We start from the raw sequence: 23,100 nt of genomic DNA on the forward strand, positions 1-23,100 counted from the left end.
CGGGTTCAGGCCACGCGCTGGGTCAGGTGCGAGGCGATCAGCTGCCTGAACGGAGCCACGCCCTGCGCCAGACGCAGACCGGCCGCCCGCAGCAGGCGCGCCGGGCGGCGGTCGTCGGTGTACAGGCTGGCGATCGCGTTGGTGGCCTCGTACAGCGGCCGCGACGCCAGCCGATGACCGCGCTGGTAGCTGGCCAGCATGCCCGCGGCGGCGATATCGGCACCGCGTCGCTGCTGCGCGACGATGCCCTGCGCCAGCCGCTGCGCGCTGGCCAGGCCCAGGTTGAAGCCATGTGCAGTGACCGGGTGCATGCCCACCGCGGCATCGCCGACCAGCGCTGAACGCTCGCCGACGAAGCGGTGGGCGTACACCCCCACCAACGGATACGCCTGCGGCGTGGCCACCGGCTGCATCCGGCCCAAGCGGTGTTCAAAGCAAGCACTGACGGCCTCACCAAAGGCCACTTCGTCCATCGCCAGCAGCTCCTCGATCTGCCGCGGCGGCAGCGTGATCACCGCCGATGCCTGGCCCTCGTTGAGCGGCAGCAGCGCCATGGTGCGGCCGTAACCGAACCACTCCCACGCGGTGTGGTGATGATCGCGCTCAACCTGCATGCGGCAGACCAGCATCGACTTGCCGAAGTCGCGCATCTGCGCGCCGATGCCGAGCATGCGGCGGGTGGCGGAGAAGCGGCTGTCGGCGGCAACCAGCAGGCGCGCATGCAACTGGCTGCCGTCATCGAGCTTGACCACGTGGCCCTGCGCGTCGGCCTGCACGCCCAGCACCTTGCGCCCGTCGAACAGCTCCAGGCGGTCCTGGCCCTGCACCGCATCCCACGCGGCGCGGCGGATCAGATGGTTGGGTACCAGCCAACCCAGCGGCTGGCCATCGACCTGGCTGCTGGCGAAGGTCAGCGCGAACGGCGAGCCACCATTCATCACCCTGGCATCGCGCAGTTCGGCAACTTCGGCGTGCGGCAGGCGCTGCCACAGCCCCAGTTGCTCCATGCTCTGCCGCGAGGCGTGGGTCAGCGCGATCTCGCGGCCATCGAAGGCGGCCTCGGCCAAGGCCTGGCGCGGCTGGACGTCGACCAGCCCGACCTGCAGGCCGCTGCCGGCCAGCGCGCGCGCGAAGCACAGGCCTGCCGGCCCGGCACCGACCACCACCACGTCCATCCTGCGCATGCGCGCCTCCTGCCGTTGATTCAGTCCGCGCCAGCATAGCGCCGCGCACCTGAGCGGCCTTGATCTGGATCAGGCCCGGGTCACAACAGCGCGAACACCAGCGCCAGGATCGACAGCAGCGACACCAGCCACACCAGGCTGCGCACGTAGGGCACGCCTGCGGCATACAACGGCAGGTAGACCACGCGCGCCCAGAAGTAGGCCTGCGCGGCCAGCGCGGTGGTGTCGTTGCCGCGCCCGGCCAGCACGACCGCGATCGCCGCGGCGGCGAAGAACGGGAACGTCTCCAGGAAGTTGGCCTGGGCCCGCTGCAGGCGACCGGCCAGCGCGCTGAGCGGCTTCGCATCGCCATCCCGTGCCGAGGCATTCCACTTCATTCCCCGTTCGCGGGTGACCACGGTGGAGGTGGCGAAGATGTAGACAAAACCCAGCAGCACCGACCAGGCCAGCATCGTCAGTTCAGTTGCCATCGATCATATCCTCATGGCGCCGACGCGCGCAGGCTGTAGCCGGCCAGGCGCCACACCTGGTCTTCGTCGAACCGGAACGAGACCAGCTCGCGCACCGGCTGCGCGCTGTTGGCGAAACGGGTCGGGAAACTGACGTTGATGTACAGCCCTTCCGGCACGGCGGCACCGGCGCTGTACTTGACCCGGGTGATGGTCGGCTGGCCACGCCCGGCCAGCGCCCCCAGGCGCGCGCGTTCGGTGGTCAACTGGCTGACGAAGGCGGCCTTCGGCACCGCACGGCGCGCGACGGCAGAGGCGCCATCCCACAATTCGCCAGCGCGGTTGGCATCAACCAGCTGCGCGGCCTTCACCGCCGCCGCGCCCATTTCAGCGTCCTGCTTCTGCACCTGCGCCTGCTGCGCAGCGGTCAACGCCGGAGCGCCTGCGGTGGCCGGTTTCGCAGCCGCTGGCGATGCCGGTGCAGGCCGCGCCGGTGCCGGTGCAGGCGTGCTCGGCGCAGGAACCTGCGCCAACGCGGTCAGGGGCAGCAGGGACAGCAGCAGGAGCACGCGCTTCATGGACACCGCCGGTTCTCGGGAAAGAACCGCAGTCTACGCCAGCGCGGTGATCTGTCCGTCAGCGCGCGTTGGCGCTGCCTTCCACCGCGGCGGCATCGGCCTGCGCGGCAGGCGTGCCGGTGTCTGCCGGCGCCTGTTCGGCCACCGGCGACGGCTCCGACGGTGCCGGTGGCAGCGTCGCCACGTCGATCTCCGACAGCGGGCTTTCTTCCGGGCACACCGCATCCGGGAACCCGAAGCGCTGCTTCAGCGCCTGGCCGCAGCTGTTGATCGATTCCATGTCGGCGCCTTCGCGCTTGCACTGCTGGTCGAAAGCGATCAGGAACGCATCCTTGCGCTGCACGAAATCATCGCCGCAGGCCCGCATCTGCTTGATCCGTTCCAGATCGTCCTGCACCGCGTTGGTGCCATCCAGGCCGTACTGGCGCAGCTCGTCCGGGGTCAACAGGCGCAGGCTGCGGTTGGGCACGGTCATCATCAGGTCGGCCACGCCCACCGCCACGCCGTTGCGCTGCAGGTAGTCCTTCACGTTGTCGTAGACCTCGTGCAGCTCGCGGTTGAGTTCCGCGCGCGAGGTGGCCTTGGAACTGATGCGCATCATGCGATGGATGCCGACCTTGCCCGACAGCAGGCGGTTGTCACCGGCGGCCAGCACGAACACGCAGGCGCTGTGGCAGATCGAACCTTCGCGTACCCAGATGGTCCAGCCCGATTCACCGATGCTGTCGCCGGCGACGATCGCCGATTCCACCTGGCCGCCACTGGAGTCCAGGTCGAGGATGCGCTTGTGGATCTTCTGTTCGTCAGCAACCACGGCCAACCGCCACATCATCTCGGCGAAGCCCGGATTGATCTTGCCGGCGTAGCGCACGCGCATCAGGCCGCGCTCGGCACACGGCGCCAGCGCCTGGCCGATCTGCTCGCGCTGCAGGCCTTCCAGCTCGACACCGTCGCCCGCATCGCCGGCATATTCGGTGCCGCAGCTGACCCAGGCGCGACCATTCTCCAGCTGCGCCTGCGGCCACGGCCGATCCGCCCGGCTGCGCGGCGGTGCCGGCGGTGGCGGCGCATCGGCGGCATTGATCGACACCATGTTCTCGCCATCGCTGGCCGGCGCCCGCGCCGCCTTGTCGGCAGCAGTCACATTGCCCGGATTCTCCAGCTGGCTGCAGCCCGCCAGGGCCAGGCACAACAGGGGCAACCAGCGGAGTTTGGCGGACATCGGGCAACCGGATTTCAAGGGAGCAAGGGCCACAGTCTACCCGTCCAGCGCGCGCATTCAGCGCGTGGCACTGAACCCCTTCTGACCCTTGGGAAAGCGTGTCGACCAAGGTCGACACCTACCAGAGCGGGATGCCGTTCCGCAGGCCGCGGGCAACTGTCGAAGGCGGGGTGGGTCCGGTTGCGGGGGCGTGAGCCGCATGGATGCGGCGACCGAGCCTACATGGACGTATTTACGGCGTCCCCCGCAACCGGACCCACCCCGCCATCCCACGGTTGCCCGGCTTTTGACGTTGACGTTGATTCGGCGGGTGCAGGGCGCAGCCCTGCCGAACCCCCTTCAGCATCCATGTCCGAATGTGGCGAGTATCGCCGCCCCCGCAGGCCTAGACTGGCGCCATGGACACCGCACTCGCCCTCGACACCGCCGCCTGCGACCGCGCCCGCCTGGCCCGTGACGCACGCTTCGACGGCGTGTTCTTCACCGCCGTGCGCAGCACCGGCATCTACTGCCGCCCTGTCTGCCCGGCGCCGCCGCCGAAACCACGCAACATCACCTACTACCCGACCGCCGCCGCGGCCGCTGCCGCCGGTTACCGCCCCTGCCTGCGCTGCCGCCCGGAACTGGCGCCGCAGGCCCAGCAGGCCCTCGCCGGGCAGACCGTACAGCGCGCCTTGGCCATCATCCATGGCGGCTTCCTGCAGGAGCAGCCGGTAGCGGACCTGGCACAGAAGATCGGACTCAGCGCGCGCCAGCTGCAGCGCCTGTTCGTCGAACATCTCGGCGCAACACCCGGGCAGATCCATGCCACCCACCGCCTGCTGCTGGCCAAGCAGTTGCTGACGGAAACCACGCTGCCAGTGACCGACGTCGCGCTGGCCGCGGGCTACAACAGCCTGCGCCGCTTCAATACCGCGTTCCTGCAGGGCTGCGGGATGGCGCCGACCGCTCTGCGTCGCCAGCATCAACCGCTGGCTGCCGATGATGGCGGCCTGGTGCTGCGCCTGGTGTATCGCCCGCCGCTGGACTTCCCACGCATGCTGGCGTTCCTGCGCAAGCGCAGCCTGCCCGGCATCGAACTGATCGGCGAAGACAGCTACCAGCGCGTGCTCGGCACGCCGGAGCGCCCCACCCTGCTGCGCGTCACCGCCGATCCGAAGCGCCCGGAGCTGCGCCTGCAGCTGGGCGCGGTGGATCCGCGCCTGATCCCGGACATCGTGCGCCGAGTACGTCGCGTTTTCGACCTCGATGCAGACCTGCAGCAGGTTCACGCCGCCCTCAACGAAGAACCCCTGCTGGCACGCGGCATCACCGAACGCCCCGGGCTGCGCGTGCCCGGCGGCTGGGATGGTTTCGAAGTGGGCGTGCGTGCGGTGCTGGGCCAGCAGGTCAGTGTCGCCGCCGCCACGACCTTTGCGCGGCGTCTGGTCGATGCATACGGGGCGCACCTGCCGGGCATGCCGTCCGAGTTCGATCGCCAGTTCCCGGCGCCCGAGATGGTGGCCGAAGCGCCACTGGAATCGATCGGCCTGCCGCGCACCCGCGCCGCCACCGTGCGTGCGCTGGCCGCCGCCTGTGCCAGTGGCCAGCTCGACTTCGGTCCCGGCCAGGCGCTCGAAGAATTCGTTGCGCGCTGTGTTGCACTGCCCGGCATCGGCCCGTGGACCGCGCAGTACATTGCCCTGCGCGGACTTGGCCAGCCCGATGCCTTCCCCGCCGGTGACCTGGTGCTGCAGCAGGTCCTCGGCCACGCGCAGGGCCAGCGCCTGAGCGAGCGTGCAACCGAAGCCCGCTCGCAATCGTGGCGCCCGTGGCGCGCCTACGCCGTGCTGCACCTGTGGCACTTGTCCGGCACTTTCGTTGGAGAACCGACATGACCCTGTTGTTCGATCGTTTCGACAGCCCTATCGGCGTGCTGACCATCGCCGGTGACGAGCGTGGGCTGTCACATGTGCTGTTCCCGGAGAACCGCCATCCGGCACGCGGCCGCGACGGCTGGCATTACGCGCCGGATGCTTTGCCGGAAGCGCGCGACCAACTGCTGCAGTTCCTGCACGGCGAGCGCAACCAGTTCGACCTGCAGCTGGCGCCACGTGGCACCCCGTTCCAGCTACGCGTGTGGCAGGCGCTGGCGCTGATCCCGTTTGGCCAGACCTGGAGTTACCTTCAGCTGGCGCAGCACCTGGGCCAACCCAGCGCGACCCGCGCGGTGGGCGCGGCGAACGGCCGCAATCCGCTGCCGATCATCCTGCCCTGCCATCGTGTGATCGGCAGCAACGGCGCGCTGACCGGTTTCGGCGGCGGGCTGGAAACCAAGGCCGCGCTGTTGCGGCTGGAACAACGCCAGGCACCGCTGTTCGCCTGAGAGTTGCTGGCCGGGCGGCGCCCGGCACCCGCAGAAGCAACGGCAACGGCCGAAGCAACAGCAGGATTCCGTGGGATGCCGTGGTGGGTCCGGTTGCGGGGGACGCCGTGAACCCTTCCATGGGGGCTTGGCCGCGGCATCCATGCCGCGGACACCCCCGCAACCGGACCCACCACGCCTTCGACAGGTTCCTGCGATCCGTCGGGATGGCCTACTGAGCGGTGGCTGGTAGGTGTCGACCTTGGTCGACACGGTAGATCCACGCCATGCGTGGATGGAAGCATCTGTAATCTGTCTGGAGAAGAGCCCCCTTGTTGTTGAAGGGGGCGCGCCGACAGGCGCGGGGATAAGGAAAAATGCGCGGACACGCTGCGTCCTTCGGCGCAACGTGTCTTGGGCCGGTCATTGCACCGGCTTATCATGCGTGGATGACTTCCGTACGCCTGACCTGCGCGCTGGCGCTGCTGCTGCCATTGGCCGCCTGCACCACCGCGCCCGCCCCTTCTGCCTCTGTTCCCACCACTGCTGCAACAGCTGCACCGCCGAAGCTGCTTCTGATCTCGATTGACGGCCTGCGCGCCGATGCGCTCGATCGCGGCCTGACACCGAACCTGCAGCGACTGATCGACGGCGGGGTACGCGCGCGCTGGATGACGCCGTCGTACCCCTCCCTGACCTTCCCCAACCACTACACCATCGCCACCGGCCTGCGCCCGGACCACCACGGCATCGTCAACAACAGCATGGACGATGCAGCACTGGGACGTTTCGAACTGAGCAACCGCGAGGCGGTCACCACCAGTGGCTGGTGGGGCGGTGAGCCGATCTGGGTCAGCGCCGAGAACGTCGGCGTGCGCACCGCCACCACCTCGTGGCCGGGCAGCGAGTCGGAAATCGGCGGCGTGCGCCCGAGCCAGTGGCGCGTCTATGACGGGCAGGAGCCGCTGGAGCAGCGCGCCGGCGTCGTGCTCGACTGGCTGGCGCAGACCGATGCCGATGCGCCGCGACTGACCACGCTGTACATGGAACACGTGGACAAGGCCGGCCATCACTACGGCCCGGATTCGAAGCAGTACGCCGACGCCATCGTGCGTGCCGACCAGATCATCGGGCAGGTGCTGGACGGCCTGCGGCAGCGTGGGCTGGCATCCACCACCAACGTGATCGTGGTGTCTGACCATGGCATGGCCAGCGTGGCCGATGGCCACGTGATCGCGACCGAATCGATGGTCGATCCGGCCATCGCGCGCAATGTCAGCCAGGGCCAATCCGTAGGGTTCGCCCCTCTGCCCGGCCGTGAAACGGATGCCGAGCGCGCGCTGCTTGGCCGCCATGCGCATTACGAATGCTGGAAGAAGGAAAGCCTGCCACCGCGCTGGCAGTACGGTACGCACCCGCGGGTTCCGGACATCGTCTGCGCCATGGATGAAGGCTGGGATGCGCTGCACCGCGAAAAGATCGCCAAGCGCGCCAAGCAGGAGCGGGGTTCGCATGGCTACGACAATGCGCTGCCGTCGATGCGTGCGGTGTTCGTGGCCGGCGGCCCGTCGTTCCGCCAGGGCCTGGTGATCGAGGGCTTCGACAACGTGGATGTCTACCCGCTGCTGGCCCACCTGCTGCAGGTGCCGGCTGCACCGAATGATGGCAATCCGGAAACGCTGAAGCAGACCCTGCGTTGATCGAATGTCTCCGCCGGGCATGGCCCGGCGCTACCGCGCCAATGTGGGTAGTGCCGGCCCACAGCCGGCGGACGCGGCGGCCCGGACGGCACGCATAAAAAAACGCGGCGCCAGGCGCCGCGTTTTCTTTGGACTCATCACCGGCCGGATCAGGCCTTGGCGACGGCCTTCTTCGCCACGGCCTTCTTCGCCGGAGCCTTGGCCACGGTCTTCTTGGCAACCGGGGCGGCGGCGCCTACGGCGACCTTGCTCGCGGTATGCGAACGGGCGTTGCCGTAGCTGGCGTTGTAACGCTTGCCCTTGGCGGTCTTGCGGTCACCCTTACCCATGTCTTCAACTCCTCAAGTGTGAAATCTGGTTACCCCGTACTGACACGGGTTCGGCGGGGCCGCCTTGCTGGGCGCCCCCGCGCACGATCGAAAATCCTATCACGGAGCGCCTAGTGCGCGCAGCTGGCGTCGTGCACGTGACCGTGGTTGAGGCGCAGGTTGACCAGGTGGGCCACGCCCACCAGCAGGCCGCCGATGGTCATCACCACCGCGTGCGGCACCGCGTTGTGGTGCAGCGGGTCGTACAGCACGCCCGCCCACAGCGCGACCAGGCCGGGAATCAGGAAGCCCAGCGCGCGCAACGCACCATGGCGGCGGTAGCCCCAGACCAGGCTGAACAGACCCAGCAGGGTCACGAACACCACCAGAGCCTGCTCCACGCCGTCGCTCAGCCAGAACGACAGGCCCAGCGACGGCGCCGCCGCCAGCAACACGGGGATCACCGCGCAGTGCACCGCGCACAGCATCGAACCAGTGGCACCGAAACGGTCGAGCAGGTGGCGCAGGCGTGAGGACAGGGACATGACTTCCAGCAGGGTCGGCGAATCGTTATGGAATAATATAACATCCATTCCCGACCCGCACGGTTTCCCTCCCCCTGTCCCGCTGACGGGATTCGTGCGCCCAGCGATTGATATACAGTAACAAAGGACTTCTTCATGCCCACCCACACCCCGCGGCTCAAGCCGCATTCCCTGGCCCTGGCTCTGGCCACCCTGCTGCCGTCCATTGCCTTTGCAGCCGGCCAGGACACCTCCCATCGTGACCGCCACCTGACTGAACTGTCGTCGGTGCAGGTGACTGCTTCGCCGCTGCAGGGCGATGCCGAATCGCTGGCGCGCCCGGTTGACGTGCTGGCTGGCGAGCGCCTGGACGAGCAGAAGGCCGGTACCCTCGGCGACACCGTGGCCAAGCTGCCGGGTGTGCAGAGCACCTTCTTCGGCCCCGGTGTCGGCCGCCCGATCATCCGCGGCCAGGAAGGCCCGCGCGTGGCCGTGCTGTCCAACGGCATGGGCAACATGGATGCGTCCACCGTCAGTGCGGACCATGCCACCAGCATCGAGCCGTTCCTGGCCGACCAGATCGAAGTGCTGAAGGGCCCGGCCACGCTGCTGTTCGGCAGCGGTGCCATCGGTGGTGCGGTCAACGTGGTCGATGGCCGCATCGCGCGCGAACTGCCCGAGCGTCCGCTGAGCGGCCGCGCCGAGCTGCGTGGCAATTCGGTGAACAACGAGCGCAGCGGCATGTTCCGCCTCGATGGCGTCACCGGCAATGTCGTGCTTCATGTGGACGGCCTGGTACGCAATGGCGACGACTACCGCATTCCCGGCTATGCGGTGATCGACAGCCTGGAAGACCACCACGACGACCACGACCACGCGGGCGAGGAGGGCGAAGAGCCGCGCCGCGGCCGCCTCGACAACAGCTCCATCCGTACCCGCGCCGGTGGCGTCGGCGCGACCTGGCTGGGCGACGGCGGCTACTTCGGCGTGTCGGCCAGCACCTACCGCACCAACTACGGCATTCCCAACGGAGCGCACGTGCACGCCGATGGCGACGATCACGGCCATGACCACGGCCACGACCATGGCGACGAAGAGGAAGGCGGCGACGAGCATGACGTGCGCATCGACATGGTGCAGAACCGCTTCGAGACCAAGGCTGGCATCTACAACCCGGTCTCCTTCCTGAAGAACATCAACGCACGCGTGGCCTACACCGACTACGAGCACGTGGAACTGGAGGCCGGCACGCCCTCCACCCGCTTCACCAACCGTGGCATCGAGGCACGCCTGGAAGCGGTGCAACAGCAGATCGGCGGCTGGGATGGCGCGTTCGGCCTGCAGTTCGGCAACAGTGATTTCGGCGCCAAGGGTGAAGAGGCGTTCGTACCGGATACCGGTACGAAGAACATCGGCCTGTTCGTGCTGCAGGAAAAGCAGTTCGGCCCGTTCAAGCTGGAACTGGGCGGCCGCCACGATCAGGTCAAGCTGGACCCGACCGGTGACTACCGCCGTCGCACGTTCGGCGCCACCAACCTGTCTGCCGCTGGCATCTGGAAGCTCAACGATGCCGTTGATCTGCGCATCGGCGTGGACAGCTCCGAGCGTGCACCGACCAACGAAGAGCTGTATGCCGCCGGCGCGCACATCGCCACCCGCTCGCTGGAAATCGGCGATGCCAACCTGAAGACCGAGCGCGGCCAGCGCGTGGAACTGGGTATCCACACCCACAGCGAACGCCTGGACTTCTCGGCGTCGGTCTATCAAACGAAGTTCAAGGACTTCATCTACCTGGCCGACACCGGCGTAACCGAAGGCCTGCCGGTTCGTGCATGGACCCAGCAGGACGCGGTGTTCCGCGGTGCCGAGGCCGAAGCGCTGGTACACCTGTTCGAGGGCGGCGCCGGTGACTGGGATCTGCGCCTGTTCGGTGACTACGTGAAGGCCAAGCTGGATGGCAGCGGCAGCCGCAACCTGGACATCGCCGTGCCGCATGGCGACCACACCCACAACTACAGCGTGGAACTGGCCAACACCGGCTACCTGCCCCGCATCGCCCCGGCCCGCATCGGTGCCGACCTGCGCTGGTCGAAGGATGGCTGGCGCGCTTCGGTCGGTGCGGTGCGTTACAGCCGCCAGAAGGACGTCGCGCAGAACGAGGAGCCGAGCAACGGCTACACCCTGGTCGATGCGCACCTGGCCTATCGCTGGGACCGCAACGCCAGCAACAGCTACGAGGTCTTCCTGGATGGCAGCAACCTGACCAACCGCGAAGTGCGTCCGCATACGTCGCTGCTGCGTGACTACTCGCCGCTGCCGGGCCGTGGTGTCGCATTCGGCATCCGCGCGTTCTTCTGATCGCGTAGGCGGGGTCGGATCCCTTTCCGCAGGAAAGGGCTCTGACCCCACGTGATCCTACGGGGGCCTTCGGGCCCCCGTTTTCGTTCAGATTCCCACCATCACGTATCCGTCACAAAGATGTGCGTACGACAACAAGCGGACAATCCCGTCACTCAATGTCTCGCCAACCGGACACTAATGTCCGAAAATATACCCATGACCGCCCAACGTGCCGATGCTGCTGCCCGCCGTGCCCTCATCCTCGACGCCGCCGATCATGTGTTCGGCCAACACGGTGTCACCGCCCCTCTGGACCTGGTGGTTGAACGTGCCCAGGTAGGCCGCGCCACCCTGTACCGCAACTTCCCCGACCGCACCGCGCTGATCCAGGCGTTGCTGCAACGCGCGGTCGACCGGATCCGGCGCCAGGTCGAACAGCTCGGCGACCGCGACGATGCCCTGTTCGAGGTGTTCGAGGGCATGGCCCAGCGCATCATCGATTCACCGGCGCTGGCCGATTACTGGCGCGCCGTCGATTCGGATGTGCCAGCCATGCGCACCGCGCGCGAAACCGTGCGCGACCTGCTGGAGGTGCCGATCGCCCGCGCCAAGGCAGCCGGCCTGTGCCGGGCCGATCTGGAAAAGACGGATATTTCACTGATCTCGGGCATGCTGGGGGCGGCCCTGCGCGGCAAAACCCGCGACGAGCGTGCCCAGTTGGCCGGGCGTGCCCTGCAGCTGCTGCGCGGGGGTCTCCAGGGAGCAGCCAGCGAGGCCCGCTGATGGTCCAGCCGTATCTGAAGCCGGTTCCGGATTGGGAGGAGCACGAGAAGCCGACCATGCCCGGTTCGGCATCGATGCCCTGGCATCCGCCGTATCGGCGCGTGGCCTATGCACTGGTGTCGCTGCTGGTGGCGATCACCGGCGGCCTCGGCAATGCGCTGGTGACCGCCAACCTGCCGTTCCTGCAGGGCCAGCTGGCGCTGACCCCGACCCAGGGCAGCTGGCTGGTGGCGGCCTATGCAATGGTCAACGTCACGGCCAACCTGCTGGCCTTCAAGTTCCGCCAGCAGTACGGCATCCGCCTGTTCGCAGAGATCGGGCTGGGCCTGTATGCGGCGCTGGCGGTGCTGCACCTGTTCGTCGGCAGCTTCGAGACCACGATGCTGACCCGTGCCGCCAGCGGCTTCGCTGGCGCGGCCTGTTCGACCCTGGGCACGCTGTACATGTTGCAGGCGCTGCCGCGGCGGTTCACCGGCAATCTGCTGGTGGTCGGGGTCGGCCTTTCGCAGCTGGCGGTGCCGATCGCCTGGATCGTTTCGCCAGGCCTGGTCGATACCGGCCAGTGGCACCAGCTGTATTCCTTCGAAGCCGGCCTGGCGCTGTGTGCATTTGCAGCCGTGGTGGTGCTGAAGCTGCCGCCCGGCATCCAGATCAAGGCCTTCGAACCGCTGGACTTCCTCACCTTCGCGCTGCTGGCACCGGCGGTCGCGCTGCTGGTGATCGTGCTGGCGCAGGGCTACACGCGCTGGTGGCTCAACACGCCATGGCTGGGCTGGGCACTGGTCGCCTCGATCGTGCTGTCCACCACCGCCTTCATCATCGAGCACTACCGGCGCAATCCGCTGCTGCAGATCCGCTGGCTGTCGAAGCTGCCGGTACTGCACTTCATCGTCGGTGCCTTTCTGATCCGCTTCCTCACCACCGAGCAGTCCTATGGCGTCGTCAACCTGATGCGCACGCTGGGCATGGGGCCTGACCAGATGCGCCCGCTGTTCGTGGTGATACTGGCGGGCGTGGTCACTGGCATCGCCGGAGCATCACTTACCTTCGGCCCGAAGCGGCTGATCCCCCAGCTGCTGATGGCGATCCTGCTGCTGGGCGCCGCCGCCTTCTTCGACCAGCATCGCACCAGCATGGATCGGCCGCACGACTTCTATGCCAGCCAGTTCCTGGCCTCGGTCGGCGCCGGCATGTTCATGGGCCCGTTGATCATGCTCGGCATTTCCGCCGCTCTGAAACAGGGCGTGGATCACATGATCACCTTCCTGGTAACGCTGTCGATCACGCAGACCCTGGGGGGCCTGGCCGGATCGGCGGTGCTGGGTACCTTCCAGCTGCATCGCGAACAGCTGTACTCCAGCGCGCTGACCAGCCAGCTCGACCCGGCCGATCCTGTGGTGGCGCAGCGCCTGCGTATCCAGCAGCAGCTGTACGCTGCCCAGATCACCGATCCGGTGCTGCGCAGCGCGCAGGGCAGCGCGCAGCTGGCGCAGACGACGCGCCGCGAAGCCAACGTGCGCGGCTTCAATGATGTGTTCACGCTGAGTGGCTGGCTGGCCATCGGCTTCCTGTGCTGGTTGCTGCTGTTGTCGGTGCGCACCGCCGTGCTCAAGCAATGGCGCAAGCGCCATCCCATCTCCCCTGCTGCGGCCACGCCGGCCGCATCCCGTTGAGTCCGTCCTCATGCCTCCCGTCCCGCCCCGCCCTGACGATACCGACGCCGACAACGTCACCCCACCGCCACCGACCGATGCGGCGCCAGCGCCCACGCTGGCTGCACCGGCAGCCGCACCGAAATACCTCAAGCCCAGCGCGCGCAGTGTGGTGGTGATGGTGGTGGTGGCGTTGCTGGGCATCGCGCTGATCCTGCGCGCGTGGCACCTGTGGCCGTTCACCAGCACGGTGATGGTGACCGACAATGCGTATGTGCGCGGGCAGATCACGGTGATGGCGCCGCAGGTGAACGGCTATGTGACCGAGGTGCTGGTGAAGGACTTCCAGCACGTGAAGGAGGGCGCGCCGCTGCTGCGCATCGATGACCGCATCTACGCACAGCGTGTCGCGCAGGCACAGGCAACGCTGGACAGCGCGCGCGCGGCGCTCGCCAACTCCGACCAGTCGCAGGCCCAGAACCGCGCACAGATCGCCTCCGCGCATGCAACGCTGTCGGCCGGCCAGGCCGAACTGCAGCGCGCGCGCAACGAGCTGAAGCGCTACGAGGAACTGGCCGCGCAGCAGTTGGTGTCGATCAATGACCGCGACAAGTTCCGCACCACCCAGGCGTCGGCACAGGCCAGCGTCCAGCAGTCACAGGCGCAGATCCGCATTGCCGAGGAAACCCTGGTATCGACCCAGGTCGCGCGCAAGAGCCTGGAGGCGCAGGTGGAGAGCGCACAGGCGCAGCTGGAACTGGCGCGCATCGATCTGGCCAATACCGTGATCCACGCGCCGCGCGACGGGCAGATCAGTGAAGCCAGCGTGCGCGTGGGCCAGTACGTCGCGGCCGGTTCTCAGCTGCTGTTCCTGGTGCCTGACACGCTGTGGGTGGTGGCCAACTACAAGGAAGGCCAGACCTGGGGAATGGCCATCGGCCAGCCGGCCACGTTCTCTGTGGACGCGTTCCAGGGCCAGGTGCTGCGTGGCCGCGTGCAGGAGATCGCCCCGGCCACCGGGTCGGAATTCAGCGTGCTGCGCCCGGACAATGCCAGCGGCAACTTCACCAAGGTGGTGCAGCGGCTGCCGGTACGGATTTCGATCAATGAAGGCCAGAAGCTGGCCGCAGAGTTGCGGCCTGGCATGTCGGTGATCGTGCGGGTGGATACCGCAAGCAAGCCGATGGACTAGGACGCGACCCTGCAGGACTCGGCTTGGTAGAGACGGCTTGGTAGAGTCGACTGTCAGTCGACTATCGCGCAGCGCGGGGTACTCGTGGGCTTCACGGAAGAGCAGTCGACTAACAGTCGACTCTACCGCCGACCGACTCTACCGCCGACACGATCAGCCCGCGCAGCGCGCGCAGAGCCCGTGCACTTCCAGGGTCTGTGCCTGCGGCTGGAAGCCCAGCTCCTTGGCACGCTTTTCCAGCTGGGTGACGATCTCGCGGTCTTCCAGTTCCACTGCGCTGTGGCAGCTGTTGCAGATCAGGAACGGCACCGAATGCGCGGCGCTGCTGGGGTGATGGCAGGCCACGAATGCATTCACCGACTCCAGCTTGTGCACGAAGCCATTGGCCATCAGGAAGTCCAGCGCGCGGTACACGGTGGGCGGGGCATCAGCGCCCACGCCCTTGCCGTTGCGCACCCATTCCAGCAGCTCGTAGGCTTTGACCGGCTTGCCGGCCTCGGCGATCAGCTTCAGCACGTTGGCGCGGATCGGGGTCAGGCGCAGCCCGCGTTCGCGCGAGACGCGCTCGACCACCGCCACGAAATCCGATGCGTCATGGACGTGGTGGTGCGGGGCGGTACAGGCAGTGGCGGTCTTGGCGGGCATGCGTGTTCTCCGGTTCGGGCCTGGCAAGGATGCCTCAGGCCGTTGCTACCTTGGTGATGGCCACATCAATGCGTTTCAAGGCCTGCTCGCGGCCGGCCAGGTACACGGTATGGGAAATGTCAGGGCTGACCTGGGTGCCGGTGATGGCCACGCGCAGCGGCTGGGCAACCTTGCCCATTCCGATCTCCAGCGCCGCGGCGGCATCATGCAGGGCCACGCCCACCGACTCGGCGGTCCATTCCGGCAGGGCTGCCAGCAGCTCGCGGGCCTTGCCCAGCGCCACCTCGGCGCCGGCCTTGAAGTGCTTGGCCACGGCGGTTTCGTCGTACTCGGTCAGCGGCTGGTACCAGACCACGGCCTTTTCGGCCATTTCCTTCAGGGTCTGCACGCGTTCACGCAGGGCGATCACCACGTCCTCCGGGGCCGGGCCGGCGGCCACGTCCAGGCCCAGCTTCCGCAGCTGGTACACCAGGTGCGGCACGATGGCGGCCACGTCCTCGGTCTTCAGGAAGTGCTGGTTGACCCAGCCCAGCTTGGCCATGTCCAGGCGCGAGGCCTTGGAATTGCAGTCCTTCACGTCGAACAGGTCGATCAGTTCCTGGCGGCTGAACAGCTCCTGGTCACCATGCGACCAGCCCAGGCGGGCCAGGTAGCTCAGCAGCGCATCGGGCAGGTAGCCGGCGTCCTTGTACTGCATCACGTCGGCCGCGCCGGTGCGCTTGGACAGCTTGGCGCCCTGCTCGTCCAGGATCATCGGCATGTGGCCGAACCTCGGCACCGGCGCACCGATGCCTTCGTACAGGTTGATCTGGCGCGGGGTGTTGTTGATGTGGTCGTCGCCGCGGATGACCTCGGTGATGCCCATGTCCCAGTCGTCCACCACCACTGCGAAGTTGTAGGTGGGGTAGCCGTCCGGGCGGAAGATGACCATGTCATCCAGCTCGCTGTTGGCGATCTCGATGCGGCCTTTGATCAGGTCGTCGAACACCACCGTACCTTCCAGCGGGTTCTTGAAGCGGATGACGCGATTCGGGTCGTCCTTGCGCGGCAGGCCCAGGTCACGCGCGGCGCCGTTGTAGCGCGGCTTTTCCTGCTTGGCCATGGCGGCCTCGCGCATCGCGTCCAGCTCTTCGCGGGTCTCGTAGGCGTAGTACGCCTTGCCGTCGGCCACCAGCTGCTCGGCCACTTCCAGATAGCGGGCGACGCGGTCGGTCTGGTAGATCGGGCCCTCGTCGTAGTCCAGGCCCAGCCACTCCATCGCCTCCAGGATCGCGTCGATCGCGCCCTGGGTGCTGCGTTCACGGTCGGTATCCTCGATGCGCAGCACGAACTCGCCGCCACGGTGGCGGGCCTCCAGCCAGCAGTACAGCGCAGTGCGGGCACCACCGATGTGCAGGTAGCCGGTGGGACTGGGGGCGAAGCGGGTGCGGCAGGTCATGGACGGCTCGAGGAACGGGAATCCCCTGATTTTACCACCAGCCCCGGAAAGGCAAGGAGGGGCGGATGCATCGCCCCCTCCCCTCCGGTTTTTCAGGGCTGCGGTTCAGCCTTGCGCGGGAACGACTGCTCGCGCATCGCCGCGTTGTAGGCGAACGAGGCGACGATGGCGGCGGCCTGCTTCAGGTCTTCCGGCTCGGCGTGGTCCCAGGTATCCAGGTGGCTGTGGTGGACATTGGTGAAGTAGTCCAGCCGGTCCTGGATGAACTGGAAGCCCGGCAGGCCGATGCGGTCGAAGCTGATGTGGTCGGTGCTGCCGGTGTTGCGGGTGGCCACGGTAGTGGCGCCCACGTCATGGAACGGCGCCAGCCAGGCTTCGAAGATCGGCATCGCCGCCAGGTTCTCCTGCGCATAGATGCCACGGAACCGGCCCGAGCCGTTGTCCATGTTGAAGTAGACCTGGAACTTGTCGTAGTCGCGGGTCTTCTGCAATGCACCGGTCGGCTCGCGCAGCGAGGCCGGCAGTGCCTTCTGTGCCGCGTCGGTGGGTTCCGGGAAACGACCGAAGTGCTTGGCCACATAGGCCTGCGAACCAATCAGGCCCTGTTCCTCGCCGCTCCACAGCGCCACGCGGATGGTGCGCTTCGGCTTGGCGCCGGTGGCCTTGAGGATGCGCATCGCCTCCATCATCACTGCCACGCCGGCCGCGTTGTCGGCCGCACCGGTACCGCTGTGCCACGAATCCAGGTGCGCGCCGATCATCACCACTTCGTCGGGCCTGCTGCTGCCGCGGATCTCGGCCAGCGTGTTGTAACCCGGCTGGTCGGCCTGGTCGGTGAAACGCGCGGCCACATCCACGCGCAGGCGCACGGTCTGCTTGGCCTCCAGCGCGCGCACCAGTGGATTGAAGTGCTCGCTGATCATCGCCAGCTCGGGGATGCCCACCGATTCACCGGCCTTGCGCGAACCACCACCGGCAACGCGGATGATGCCGTTGTCCCAGCTGCTGATACTGATCGAGGCCAGCGCGCCCTCTTCCACGAAGAACGCATTGACCTTGGTCGCCAGCTGCTGGCGTTCCTGGTACTCCTTGACCCGCTTGGCACGTTCGGCGGTGGCGTCCTTGTCCTTGGGCAGGGTGAACTCCTGCAGGCCCTCCAGCGAGGTGGCGTCATGCCGGTGCGAATCGGGCTCGGTGCCGCGCTTGTACTCGCGCGCCTGGCCCAGCAGCAGGATCTTGTCGCGCAGCTTGCCGCGGTACTTCTCGATGTCTTCCGGCTTCTTTATCTCGACCTGGACCAACTCGCCTTCGACCGGGCCCTTGGTGCCCGGCGTCCAGGCCTTGGGCAGCGCATGCAGCGGCTGCACGCGGTCACCCAGCATTTCCACGCTGGCCGAGGTGAACTCCCAGCCACGGCCGAAATCATCGAAGGCTTCGTCGTGGACGTTGTCCAGCTTCCATTCGTTGAACTTGCCGCGGGTCCAGGCATTGGCGCGGCCCATCGCCGGCGAATTGGTCAGGCGCGGGCCGATGCGCTCGGTGAGATAGCTGAAGGTGTCCATCACCTGCGAACGATGGAAGGCCTCCTGGCGGATGCGGCTGACCATGTCCAGGTCCACCGTTTCGCGCTGCTGCGCCCCTGCATTGCCACCCATCACCAGCGCTGCGGCCAGCACGCCCCACTTCAACACATTGCACCCCTGCCCTTCGGCTCGATCATCAACCCATCGAGTCTAGCCAGCAGGGGCGCGGCGATACCGTCCCATCGGTCATGGACAGCTGTAGATCCACGCCATGCGTGGATGAACAGCCGAATCACCCACTCCATCCCAGCCACAACTGCGCCCGCTCCGGCAGCAACAGCAACCAATGCCGCCGGTCAATGCTGCTGCAGCCATACACCGCCGCATGTGCCGGCCAGTCATCCGGCAGGCCGCCGATGCCGATCTCGGCCAGCGCCTCTGCCCCGGCCTTCCATGGCCGGTAGCGCGGCACCCGGCCGGCCATCGCGCCGCGTCCCTGCCGCGCACCCTGCAGCCATCCCAGCCCCTGCCCCTGCAATCCTTCGCAGGTCACCGCGGCCAGTTGGAATCGGACCAGGCCAGGGGCGATCCGTGCCCCCGGCAAGGCCGCCAGCACGCCATGTGCCTGCAGCAATGCATCCACTTCCAGCAGGGCCGGGATGCCCTGCCGTGCCCGTTGCCGCAATCCCTGGCGCCAGCCCATGGCGTGCTCCTTACTTCAGTTCCGCGCCAAGCGCGTACCAGTCGACCCGGCGGGTCACCCACATCGCCAGCGCCAGGATCACGAACAGCAGCAGCGAACCCATCAGCAGCGCGTTGTTCTCCGACACCAGCAGGCCATACAGCGCGCCGTACAACACGGTCAGCAGCGCGGCAAAGCCGAGGCCACGCTTCCAGTGGCCCAGCACGTTGGCCAGGTACACCGCCTGCAGGCCGATGCAGGCCACCGCCGAGACCACGTACGCCTTCCAGAAGGCGATGTGCTCGGACAGGCTGATCAGCAGCAGGAAGAAGATCGCCAGCGCCAGGCCCACCATCAGGTACTGCAGCGGATGGATGCGCAGCGACTTGATCAGCTCGAACAGGATGAAGCCGACGAAGGTCAGCAGCACGAACAGCACGCCATACTTCGAGGCACGGTCGGCCTGGGTGTAGGTGTCGACCGGATCGACCAGCGATACCGTCACTGCCTGCGAATCCACCGAACCATCATTGCGCAGCTGTCGCTGTGCGTCGGACGCCAGCGAGGACACCGCCCAGCGCGCATCAAAGCCCTGCGCATCAACGCGGCGTTCATTCGGCAGGAACGCACCGCTGAACGACGGATGCGGCCAGCTCGAACGCAGCGCGATGTGGGTGTCATCGCCCACCGGCACCACCGACAGCATGCGGCTGCCGTCCAGGCGCAGCTCCAGCTCGACTGTGCTGGCGGCCAGCGTGCCGCCATGGTCTTCGGCGAATCCGGCCACCGGTGCATGCAGACCGCGGCCCACTTCGCTGGCTGCACCGACGCCCGGCAGCAGGCGCAGCTGCTGGCCATCCACGCGCAGGTTGGGCGTACCCACCAGGCCACGCACATCGGAAACCCCCACCGCCACGTACGGTTGACCGTAGCTGCGGCCTGCCTTCACCGGGTAATCGTCTTCGGCGAAGATCGCCTTCATCTGGCCGTTCCAGCTGTACACCGGCACCTTGAACAGGCCGACCTCACGTTGGCTCGGCAGCATCTCACCGCCCACCTCCAGCGACGCCGGCATCTGCAGCCAGTGCCCTTCGGTGACCTGTACCTCGGTCTTCTTGACGCCCAGCGGGTCGACCAGCTCAACCTGCTTGCGCTCCACCCAAGGCACCACCCGCACCGGGCCCACCAGCTGCTGTGCACCGGCGCGGCTGTCGGCCACCCGCGAGAAGGCTTCGTCGCGGTACGCACTGCGTTCGTTGATGACACCGCGAATCATCGTCAGCGGAACCAGCAGCAGCAGGATCAGCCCGCCGACAATGGCGAACCGCAGCAGCATCTTCAGGGATTTCATGGTCCATCCTCGTTGGAGAGGGCTGCAGGATGGACCGCTGCAGTGAGCAGGGTTTGTGGCGAATTTGAAGCGAGTGTGAAGTCAGCGGCGCGGACGCTGGCCCGGTGTACCCAGCGGCAACCACAGGCTGGCCACGGTACCGCCGCCGTCGCGGGCATCGACGCTGGCGCGGCCATCATGCAGGCGCGCGACCTCCTGCACGAACGGCAGGCCCAGGCCGGAACTGCGCCGTCCGCTGCCGGGGCGGGCCAGCGAATAGAAGCGTTCGAACACCCGTTCGCGTGCATAGTCGGGAATGCCTGCACCGCGGTCGGCCACCTGCAGGCGCACGCCCTGCCCGTCCGCCTCGGCCTGCAGCGCGATCTCCGCGCCGGCCGGAGAGAACGCAATCGCGTTGTCGATCAGGTTGTGCAGTGCCTGCCGCAGCAGGTAGCCGTCGCCCTGCACCTGCAGGTCGGGCACGCTGCCGATGCGGACCTGCACGCCCACCGCCTGTGCGCGTACCTGTGCGGCCGCGGCCGCATCGGCCAACAAGGTTGGCAGCGCGATCGGATCACGGGTCTGCAGCCAGCCATGCTGTTCCACTTCGGCCAGCGCCAGCAGTTTGTCGATGGTCTCGGTCAACCGCTCCTGCTGATCGACGATGCTGCGTGCGAAATGCATGCGATCGGCTTCCGGAAGCGGCTCCTGCAGCAGCTCGGCGGCACCGCGGATCGCCGCCAATGGACTCTTCATTTCATGCGTCAGTGACTGCACGTACTGCTCGACGTAGGCCTTGCCCTCCAGCTTGCGGCGCATGGTCTCCAGTGCCTGGCCCAGGTCACCGATCTCGTCGCGGCGGCGGCGCGGCGGTGGCACCGGTTCGCCGGCGCTGACCGCACGCGCATAGCGGCTGAGCTGGCCCAGGCCCGTGGTCAGCCACATCGTCACCAGCACACCGACCAGCGCCGACAAGCCGATCAGCCATGCACCGCGTTCAATGATGGCGCGCTGGCTGGCGGCAATGAACGGATCGATGCTGCGGTTGGGCTGGGCCAGGCTGAGCACGCCGATCAGGGTGCGCCCATCGGCCGGGTCATACACCGGCGCGGCCACGTGCATCACCGTGTCACCTTCCTCACCCGGTGTTTCCGGGCTGGAGCGGGCGCCGTACTCGCCGCGCAGCGTGCGGTACACATCATTCCAGCGCGAGTTGTCGCGCCCCAGGTCGCGGCCCAGCGAGTCGTAGATGACGATGCCCTTGGCATCGGTGATGGTCACCCGGTAATCCAGCGAGCGCTTCGGGAAGCGCCAGACCATCGCCTTCAGGTCGCGCTGCCGCGCCTTGGCCAGGTTGCGGGTGAAGCTGCCGCTGCGGATGGTGCCGGCCTTGACGTCGGCGGCGGCCATTTCGGCCAGCACGTTGGCCGCATCGACCAGGGTCGATTCCATCGCCTGGCGCACACCGGGCTTCACCTCGTTGACGAACACGCGCATCACGAAGAAGGCGGCGATGCCGGTGATCAGGAAGAAGCCCAGGAACAGCTTCAGTACCAGGCGCATCGGCTAGACCTCCAGCGCGTAGCCAAGGCCACGGTGGGTACGGATCGGGTCATCGCAGGCACCGGCCGCACGCAGCTTGGCGCGCAGCGTCTTTACATGCGTATCGACGGTCCGGTCGGCGCTGTCGGCGCTGCTGTCCCAGCCACGGTCCATCAGCTGGGCACGGCTGAGAATGGCGCCGGGGCGCTGCAGCAGCGCCTCCAGCAGCGCGTACTCGTAACGGGTCAGGTCCAGTGCCTGGCCATGGAAGCGGATACGCCGGCCTTCACGGTCGATGGCAAAGGCGCCATGTTCCTGCCAGCCCGCATCGGCACCGGGTGCTGCCACGACCGGTGCCGCGCGGCGCAGGCGCGCACGCACCCGCGCCACCAGTTCGCGCGGCGAGAACGGCTTGGTCATGTAATCGTCGGCGCCCAGTTCCAGGCCGAGCACACGGTCGACCTCGTCGTTGCGGGCGGTCAGGAAGATCACCGGCAGCTGTGCCTCCGGCCCGGGCTGCGCGCGCAGCCGACGGCAGACCTCGAACCCGCCCAGGTCGGGCAGGCCCACGTCCAGCACCACCACGTCGATATCGCCGGCCTGCAGCCGCTGCAGGGCCTCGCCGCCCAGCAGGCAGTGGCTGGCGGCATAGCCCTCGCTGCGCAGCGCGTAGAGCACGGTTTCGGCGATGGCGGCTTCGTCCTCGACCACCAGGACATGGGCAACAGGAGCTGTCATGGCGCGCAGCATAGCCGCTGCGGCCGCCGCCCCGTACACTGCCGCCCATGAACTATCGCCACGCCTTCCATGCCGGCAACCACGCCGATGTGCTCAAGCACATCGTGCAGCTGGCCCTGATCGACAGCTTCAAGCGCAAGGACAGCCCGTTCTTCGTGCTCGACACCCACGGCGGTGCCGGCCGTTACCTGCTGGCCAGCGAAGAAAGCCGCAAGACCCTGGAGGCCGAATCCGGGATCATGCGGCTGATGGCCCAGCCCAAGCTGCCGGAGGTGGTCGAGCGCTACCTGAAGGCGGTGCAGGCCGACAATCCGATCGGCGCGCTGACCACCTACCCCGGCTCGCCGCTGCTGAGCGCACAGGCCATGCGTGCCCAGGACCGCATGGCGGTATGCGAGCTGCAGGAAGCCGAAACGGCCACGCTGAAGGCGCTGTTCGCGCATGACAGCCGCGTCGACGTGCGTGCGGGCGATGGCTACGCACTGCTGCGTTCGCTGCTGCCGCCGAAGTTCAACGGCAGCAAGATCGGCCGCGGCCTGGTGCTGATCGACCCGCCCTACGAGGCGCAGGACGCCGAATACCAGGCCGTCCTGGCCGCGCTGGCCGAGACCCTGGCACGCTGGCCGCAGGCCACCTGCGCGGTCTGGTTCCCGATCAAGCAGCGCCGCACCATCCTGCATTTCCTGCGAAAGGCCACCGCCCTGCCGGTGAAATCGGCGATGACGATCGAGTTCCTGGTGCGCCCGGACGACTCGCCGCTGCGCCTCAACGGCAGTGGCATGCTGCTGCTCAACCCGCCCTGGCAGTTCGACCGGGTGGTCGGCCCGGCCCTGCCGGCACTGCGCCAGCACCTGGGCGAACCCGGTGCCAGCACCCGCCTGGATTGGCTCAAAGCGCCCGAATAACGGCCTTCACGAGGCTGTACC

At 67.5% G+C, this 23,100-nt stretch carries 21 protein-coding genes; 8 read left to right on the plus strand and 13 right to left on the minus strand.

What is annotated here, in order from left to right; genetic code table 11:
* Positions 1–5 precede the first annotated feature (5 nt).
* The 4 genes from ubiM to AASM09_RS15810 form a co-directional block, all read right to left on the minus strand.
* Positions 6–1,184, minus strand: a complete 1,179-nt coding sequence (gene ubiM, locus AASM09_RS15795; protein WP_049432178.1) for a 5-demethoxyubiquinol-8 5-hydroxylase UbiM — start codon at positions 1,182–1,184, stop codon at positions 6–8.
* Positions 1,185–1,264: 80 nt separating this feature from the next.
* Positions 1,265–1,654: an MAPEG family protein gene (locus tag AASM09_RS15800; protein WP_049432181.1), complete on the minus strand. Its 390-nt coding sequence runs from the start codon at positions 1,652–1,654 to the stop codon at positions 1,265–1,267.
* 11 nt (positions 1,655–1,665) lie between these two features.
* Positions 1,666–2,211 carry a DUF4019 domain-containing protein gene (locus AASM09_RS15805; RefSeq protein WP_100443642.1) on the minus strand — a complete coding sequence of 182 codons (546 nt, stop codon included), beginning with the start codon at positions 2,209–2,211 and terminating at the stop codon, positions 1,666–1,668.
* A 58-nt stretch (positions 2,212–2,269) separates the two neighbouring features.
* A complete protein-coding gene (locus AASM09_RS15810) occupies positions 2,270–3,433 on the minus strand; it encodes a hypothetical protein (RefSeq protein ID WP_049432186.1) in 1,164 nt (387 codons plus the stop codon).
* Between the two features lie 398 nt (positions 3,434–3,831).
* Here AASM09_RS15810 and AASM09_RS15815 point away from each other — a divergent pair, with 398 nt between their 5' ends.
* From AASM09_RS15815 to AASM09_RS15825, 3 genes are all read left to right on the plus strand, one after another.
* Positions 3,832–5,310, plus strand: a complete 1,479-nt coding sequence (locus tag AASM09_RS15815; RefSeq protein WP_100443643.1) for a DNA-3-methyladenine glycosylase 2 — start codon at positions 3,832–3,834, stop codon at positions 5,308–5,310.
* Positions 5,307–5,798 (plus strand): methylated-DNA--[protein]-cysteine S-methyltransferase, encoded by a 492-nt coding sequence (locus AASM09_RS15820; RefSeq protein WP_049432187.1) that lies wholly within the window; start codon positions 5,307–5,309, stop codon positions 5,796–5,798. Before AASM09_RS15815 ends, AASM09_RS15820 begins: the two co-directional genes overlap by 4 nt.
* 428 nt (positions 5,799–6,226) lie before the next feature.
* Positions 6,227–7,477 (plus strand): ectonucleotide pyrophosphatase/phosphodiesterase, encoded by a 1,251-nt coding sequence (locus AASM09_RS15825; RefSeq protein ID WP_049430294.1) that lies wholly within the window; start codon positions 6,227–6,229, stop codon positions 7,475–7,477.
* 149 nt (positions 7,478–7,626) lie between these two features.
* Here the strand turns inward: AASM09_RS15825 and AASM09_RS15830 are convergent, their stop codons facing one another.
* Together AASM09_RS15830 and AASM09_RS15835 are read right to left on the minus strand one after the other, a co-directional pair.
* Positions 7,627–7,806 (minus strand): 30S ribosomal protein THX, encoded by a 180-nt coding sequence (locus tag AASM09_RS15830; RefSeq protein ID WP_004150462.1) that lies wholly within the window; start codon positions 7,804–7,806, stop codon positions 7,627–7,629.
* A gap of 110 nt (positions 7,807–7,916) precedes the next feature.
* Positions 7,917–8,330, minus strand: a complete 414-nt coding sequence (locus AASM09_RS15835; RefSeq protein WP_008264835.1) for a MerC domain-containing protein — start codon at positions 8,328–8,330, stop codon at positions 7,917–7,919.
* Between the two features lie 135 nt (positions 8,331–8,465).
* Between AASM09_RS15835 and AASM09_RS15840 the strand changes: the two genes are divergently transcribed.
* From AASM09_RS15840 to AASM09_RS15855, 4 genes are all read left to right on the plus strand, one after another.
* On the plus strand, positions 8,466–10,667 hold the full coding sequence (locus AASM09_RS15840) for a TonB-dependent receptor (RefSeq protein ID WP_049430295.1): 2,202 nt from the start codon (positions 8,466–8,468) through the stop codon (positions 10,665–10,667).
* 198 nt (positions 10,668–10,865) lie between these two features.
* Positions 10,866–11,432: a TetR/AcrR family transcriptional regulator gene (locus AASM09_RS15845; RefSeq protein ID WP_100443644.1), complete on the plus strand. Its 567-nt coding sequence runs from the start codon at positions 10,866–10,868 to the stop codon at positions 11,430–11,432.
* Complete coding sequence (locus AASM09_RS15850) at positions 11,432–13,105, plus strand: MFS transporter (protein WP_049432798.1); 1,674 nt, start codon at positions 11,432–11,434, stop codon at positions 13,103–13,105. Before AASM09_RS15845 ends, AASM09_RS15850 begins: the two co-directional genes overlap by 1 nt.
* A 10-nt stretch (positions 13,106–13,115) precedes the next feature.
* The gene (locus tag AASM09_RS15855; RefSeq protein ID WP_049432795.1) at positions 13,116–14,276 is read left to right on the plus strand and encodes an HlyD family secretion protein; all 1,161 of its coding nucleotides are present in this window, start codon (positions 13,116–13,118) and stop codon (positions 14,274–14,276) included.
* Between the two features lie 153 nt (positions 14,277–14,429).
* Here AASM09_RS15855 and AASM09_RS15860 read toward each other — a convergent pair whose 3' ends face one another.
* The 7 genes from AASM09_RS15860 to creB form a co-directional block, all read right to left on the minus strand.
* Positions 14,430–14,921: a Fur family transcriptional regulator gene (locus tag AASM09_RS15860; protein ID WP_004150412.1), complete on the minus strand. Its 492-nt coding sequence runs from the start codon at positions 14,919–14,921 to the stop codon at positions 14,430–14,432.
* 34 nt (positions 14,922–14,955) lie between these two features.
* Positions 14,956–16,359: a glutamate--tRNA ligase gene (gene gltX, locus AASM09_RS15865; RefSeq protein WP_049432792.1), complete on the minus strand. Its 1,404-nt coding sequence runs from the start codon at positions 16,357–16,359 to the stop codon at positions 14,956–14,958.
* 92 nt (positions 16,360–16,451) lie between these two features.
* Positions 16,452–18,050, minus strand: coding sequence for a M28 family metallopeptidase (locus tag AASM09_RS15870; protein WP_049432789.1), 1,599 nt, complete (start codon positions 18,048–18,050; stop codon positions 16,452–16,454).
* A gap of 124 nt (positions 18,051–18,174) precedes the next feature.
* A complete protein-coding gene (locus AASM09_RS15875; protein ID WP_049432787.1) occupies positions 18,175–18,585 on the minus strand; it encodes a hypothetical protein in 411 nt (136 codons plus the stop codon).
* Positions 18,586–18,595: 10 nt separating this feature from the next.
* Entirely contained in the window at positions 18,596–19,915 is a 1,320-nt protein-coding gene (creD, locus tag AASM09_RS15880) for a cell envelope integrity protein CreD (protein ID WP_049432784.1), read from the minus strand.
* 81 nt (positions 19,916–19,996) lie between these two features.
* Positions 19,997–21,457 (minus strand): two-component system sensor histidine kinase CreC, encoded by a 1,461-nt coding sequence (creC, locus tag AASM09_RS15885; RefSeq protein WP_100443645.1) that lies wholly within the window; start codon positions 21,455–21,457, stop codon positions 19,997–19,999.
* A 3-nt stretch (positions 21,458–21,460) separates the two neighbouring features.
* Entirely contained in the window at positions 21,461–22,186 is a 726-nt protein-coding gene (gene creB, locus AASM09_RS15890) for a two-component system response regulator CreB (protein WP_080355094.1), read from the minus strand.
* A 35-nt stretch (positions 22,187–22,221) separates the two neighbouring features.
* Here creB and AASM09_RS15895 point away from each other — a divergent pair, with 35 nt between their 5' ends.
* Complete coding sequence (locus AASM09_RS15895; protein WP_049432781.1) at positions 22,222–23,079, plus strand: 23S rRNA (adenine(2030)-N(6))-methyltransferase RlmJ; 858 nt, start codon at positions 22,222–22,224, stop codon at positions 23,077–23,079.
* Positions 23,080–23,100: the final 21 nt, after the last annotated feature.

The organism is Stenotrophomonas maltophilia, from assembly GCF_039555535.1.
Classification (GTDB): Bacteria; Pseudomonadota; Gammaproteobacteria; order Xanthomonadales; family Xanthomonadaceae; genus Stenotrophomonas; species Stenotrophomonas maltophilia_Q.

Bases quoted from the DNA above. Each gene is read 5' to 3' on its own strand.
- ubiM (WP_049432178.1), bottom strand. From the start codon at position 1,184: ATGCGCAGGATGGACGTGGTGGTGGTCGGTGCCGGGCCGGCAGGCCTG.
- AASM09_RS15800 (WP_049432181.1), bottom strand. From the start codon at position 1,654: ATGGCAACTGAACTGACGATGCTGGCCTGGTCGGTGCTGCTGGGTTTT.
- AASM09_RS15805 (WP_100443642.1), bottom strand. From the start codon at position 2,211: ATGAAGCGCGTGCTCCTGCTGCTGTCCCTGCTGCCCCTGACCGCGTTG.
- AASM09_RS15810 (WP_049432186.1), bottom strand. From the start codon at position 3,433: ATGTCCGCCAAACTCCGCTGGTTGCCCCTGTTGTGCCTGGCCCTGGCG.
- AASM09_RS15815 (WP_100443643.1), top strand. From the start codon at position 3,832: ATGGACACCGCACTCGCCCTCGACACCGCCGCCTGCGACCGCGCCCGC.
- AASM09_RS15820 (WP_049432187.1), top strand. From the start codon at position 5,307: ATGACCCTGTTGTTCGATCGTTTCGACAGCCCTATCGGCGTGCTGACC.
- AASM09_RS15825 (WP_049430294.1), top strand. From the start codon at position 6,227: ATGACTTCCGTACGCCTGACCTGCGCGCTGGCGCTGCTGCTGCCATTG.
- AASM09_RS15830 (WP_004150462.1), bottom strand. From the start codon at position 7,806: ATGGGTAAGGGTGACCGCAAGACCGCCAAGGGCAAGCGTTACAACGCC.
- AASM09_RS15835 (WP_008264835.1), bottom strand. From the start codon at position 8,330: ATGTCCCTGTCCTCACGCCTGCGCCACCTGCTCGACCGTTTCGGTGCC.
- AASM09_RS15840 (WP_049430295.1), top strand. From the start codon at position 8,466: ATGCCCACCCACACCCCGCGGCTCAAGCCGCATTCCCTGGCCCTGGCT.
- AASM09_RS15845 (WP_100443644.1), top strand. From the start codon at position 10,866: ATGACCGCCCAACGTGCCGATGCTGCTGCCCGCCGTGCCCTCATCCTC.
- AASM09_RS15850 (WP_049432798.1), top strand. From the start codon at position 11,432: ATGGTCCAGCCGTATCTGAAGCCGGTTCCGGATTGGGAGGAGCACGAG.
- AASM09_RS15855 (WP_049432795.1), top strand. From the start codon at position 13,116: ATGCCTCCCGTCCCGCCCCGCCCTGACGATACCGACGCCGACAACGTC.
- AASM09_RS15860 (WP_004150412.1), bottom strand. From the start codon at position 14,921: ATGCCCGCCAAGACCGCCACTGCCTGTACCGCCCCGCACCACCACGTC.
- gltX (WP_049432792.1), bottom strand. From the start codon at position 16,359: ATGACCTGCCGCACCCGCTTCGCCCCCAGTCCCACCGGCTACCTGCAC.
- AASM09_RS15875 (WP_049432787.1), bottom strand. From the start codon at position 18,585: ATGGGCTGGCGCCAGGGATTGCGGCAACGGGCACGGCAGGGCATCCCG.
- creD (WP_049432784.1), bottom strand. From the start codon at position 19,915: ATGAAATCCCTGAAGATGCTGCTGCGGTTCGCCATTGTCGGCGGGCTG.
- creC (WP_100443645.1), bottom strand. From the start codon at position 21,457: ATGCGCCTGGTACTGAAGCTGTTCCTGGGCTTCTTCCTGATCACCGGC.
- creB (WP_080355094.1), bottom strand. From the start codon at position 22,186: ATGCTGCGCGCCATGACAGCTCCTGTTGCCCATGTCCTGGTGGTCGAG.
- AASM09_RS15895 (WP_049432781.1), top strand. From the start codon at position 22,222: ATGAACTATCGCCACGCCTTCCATGCCGGCAACCACGCCGATGTGCTC.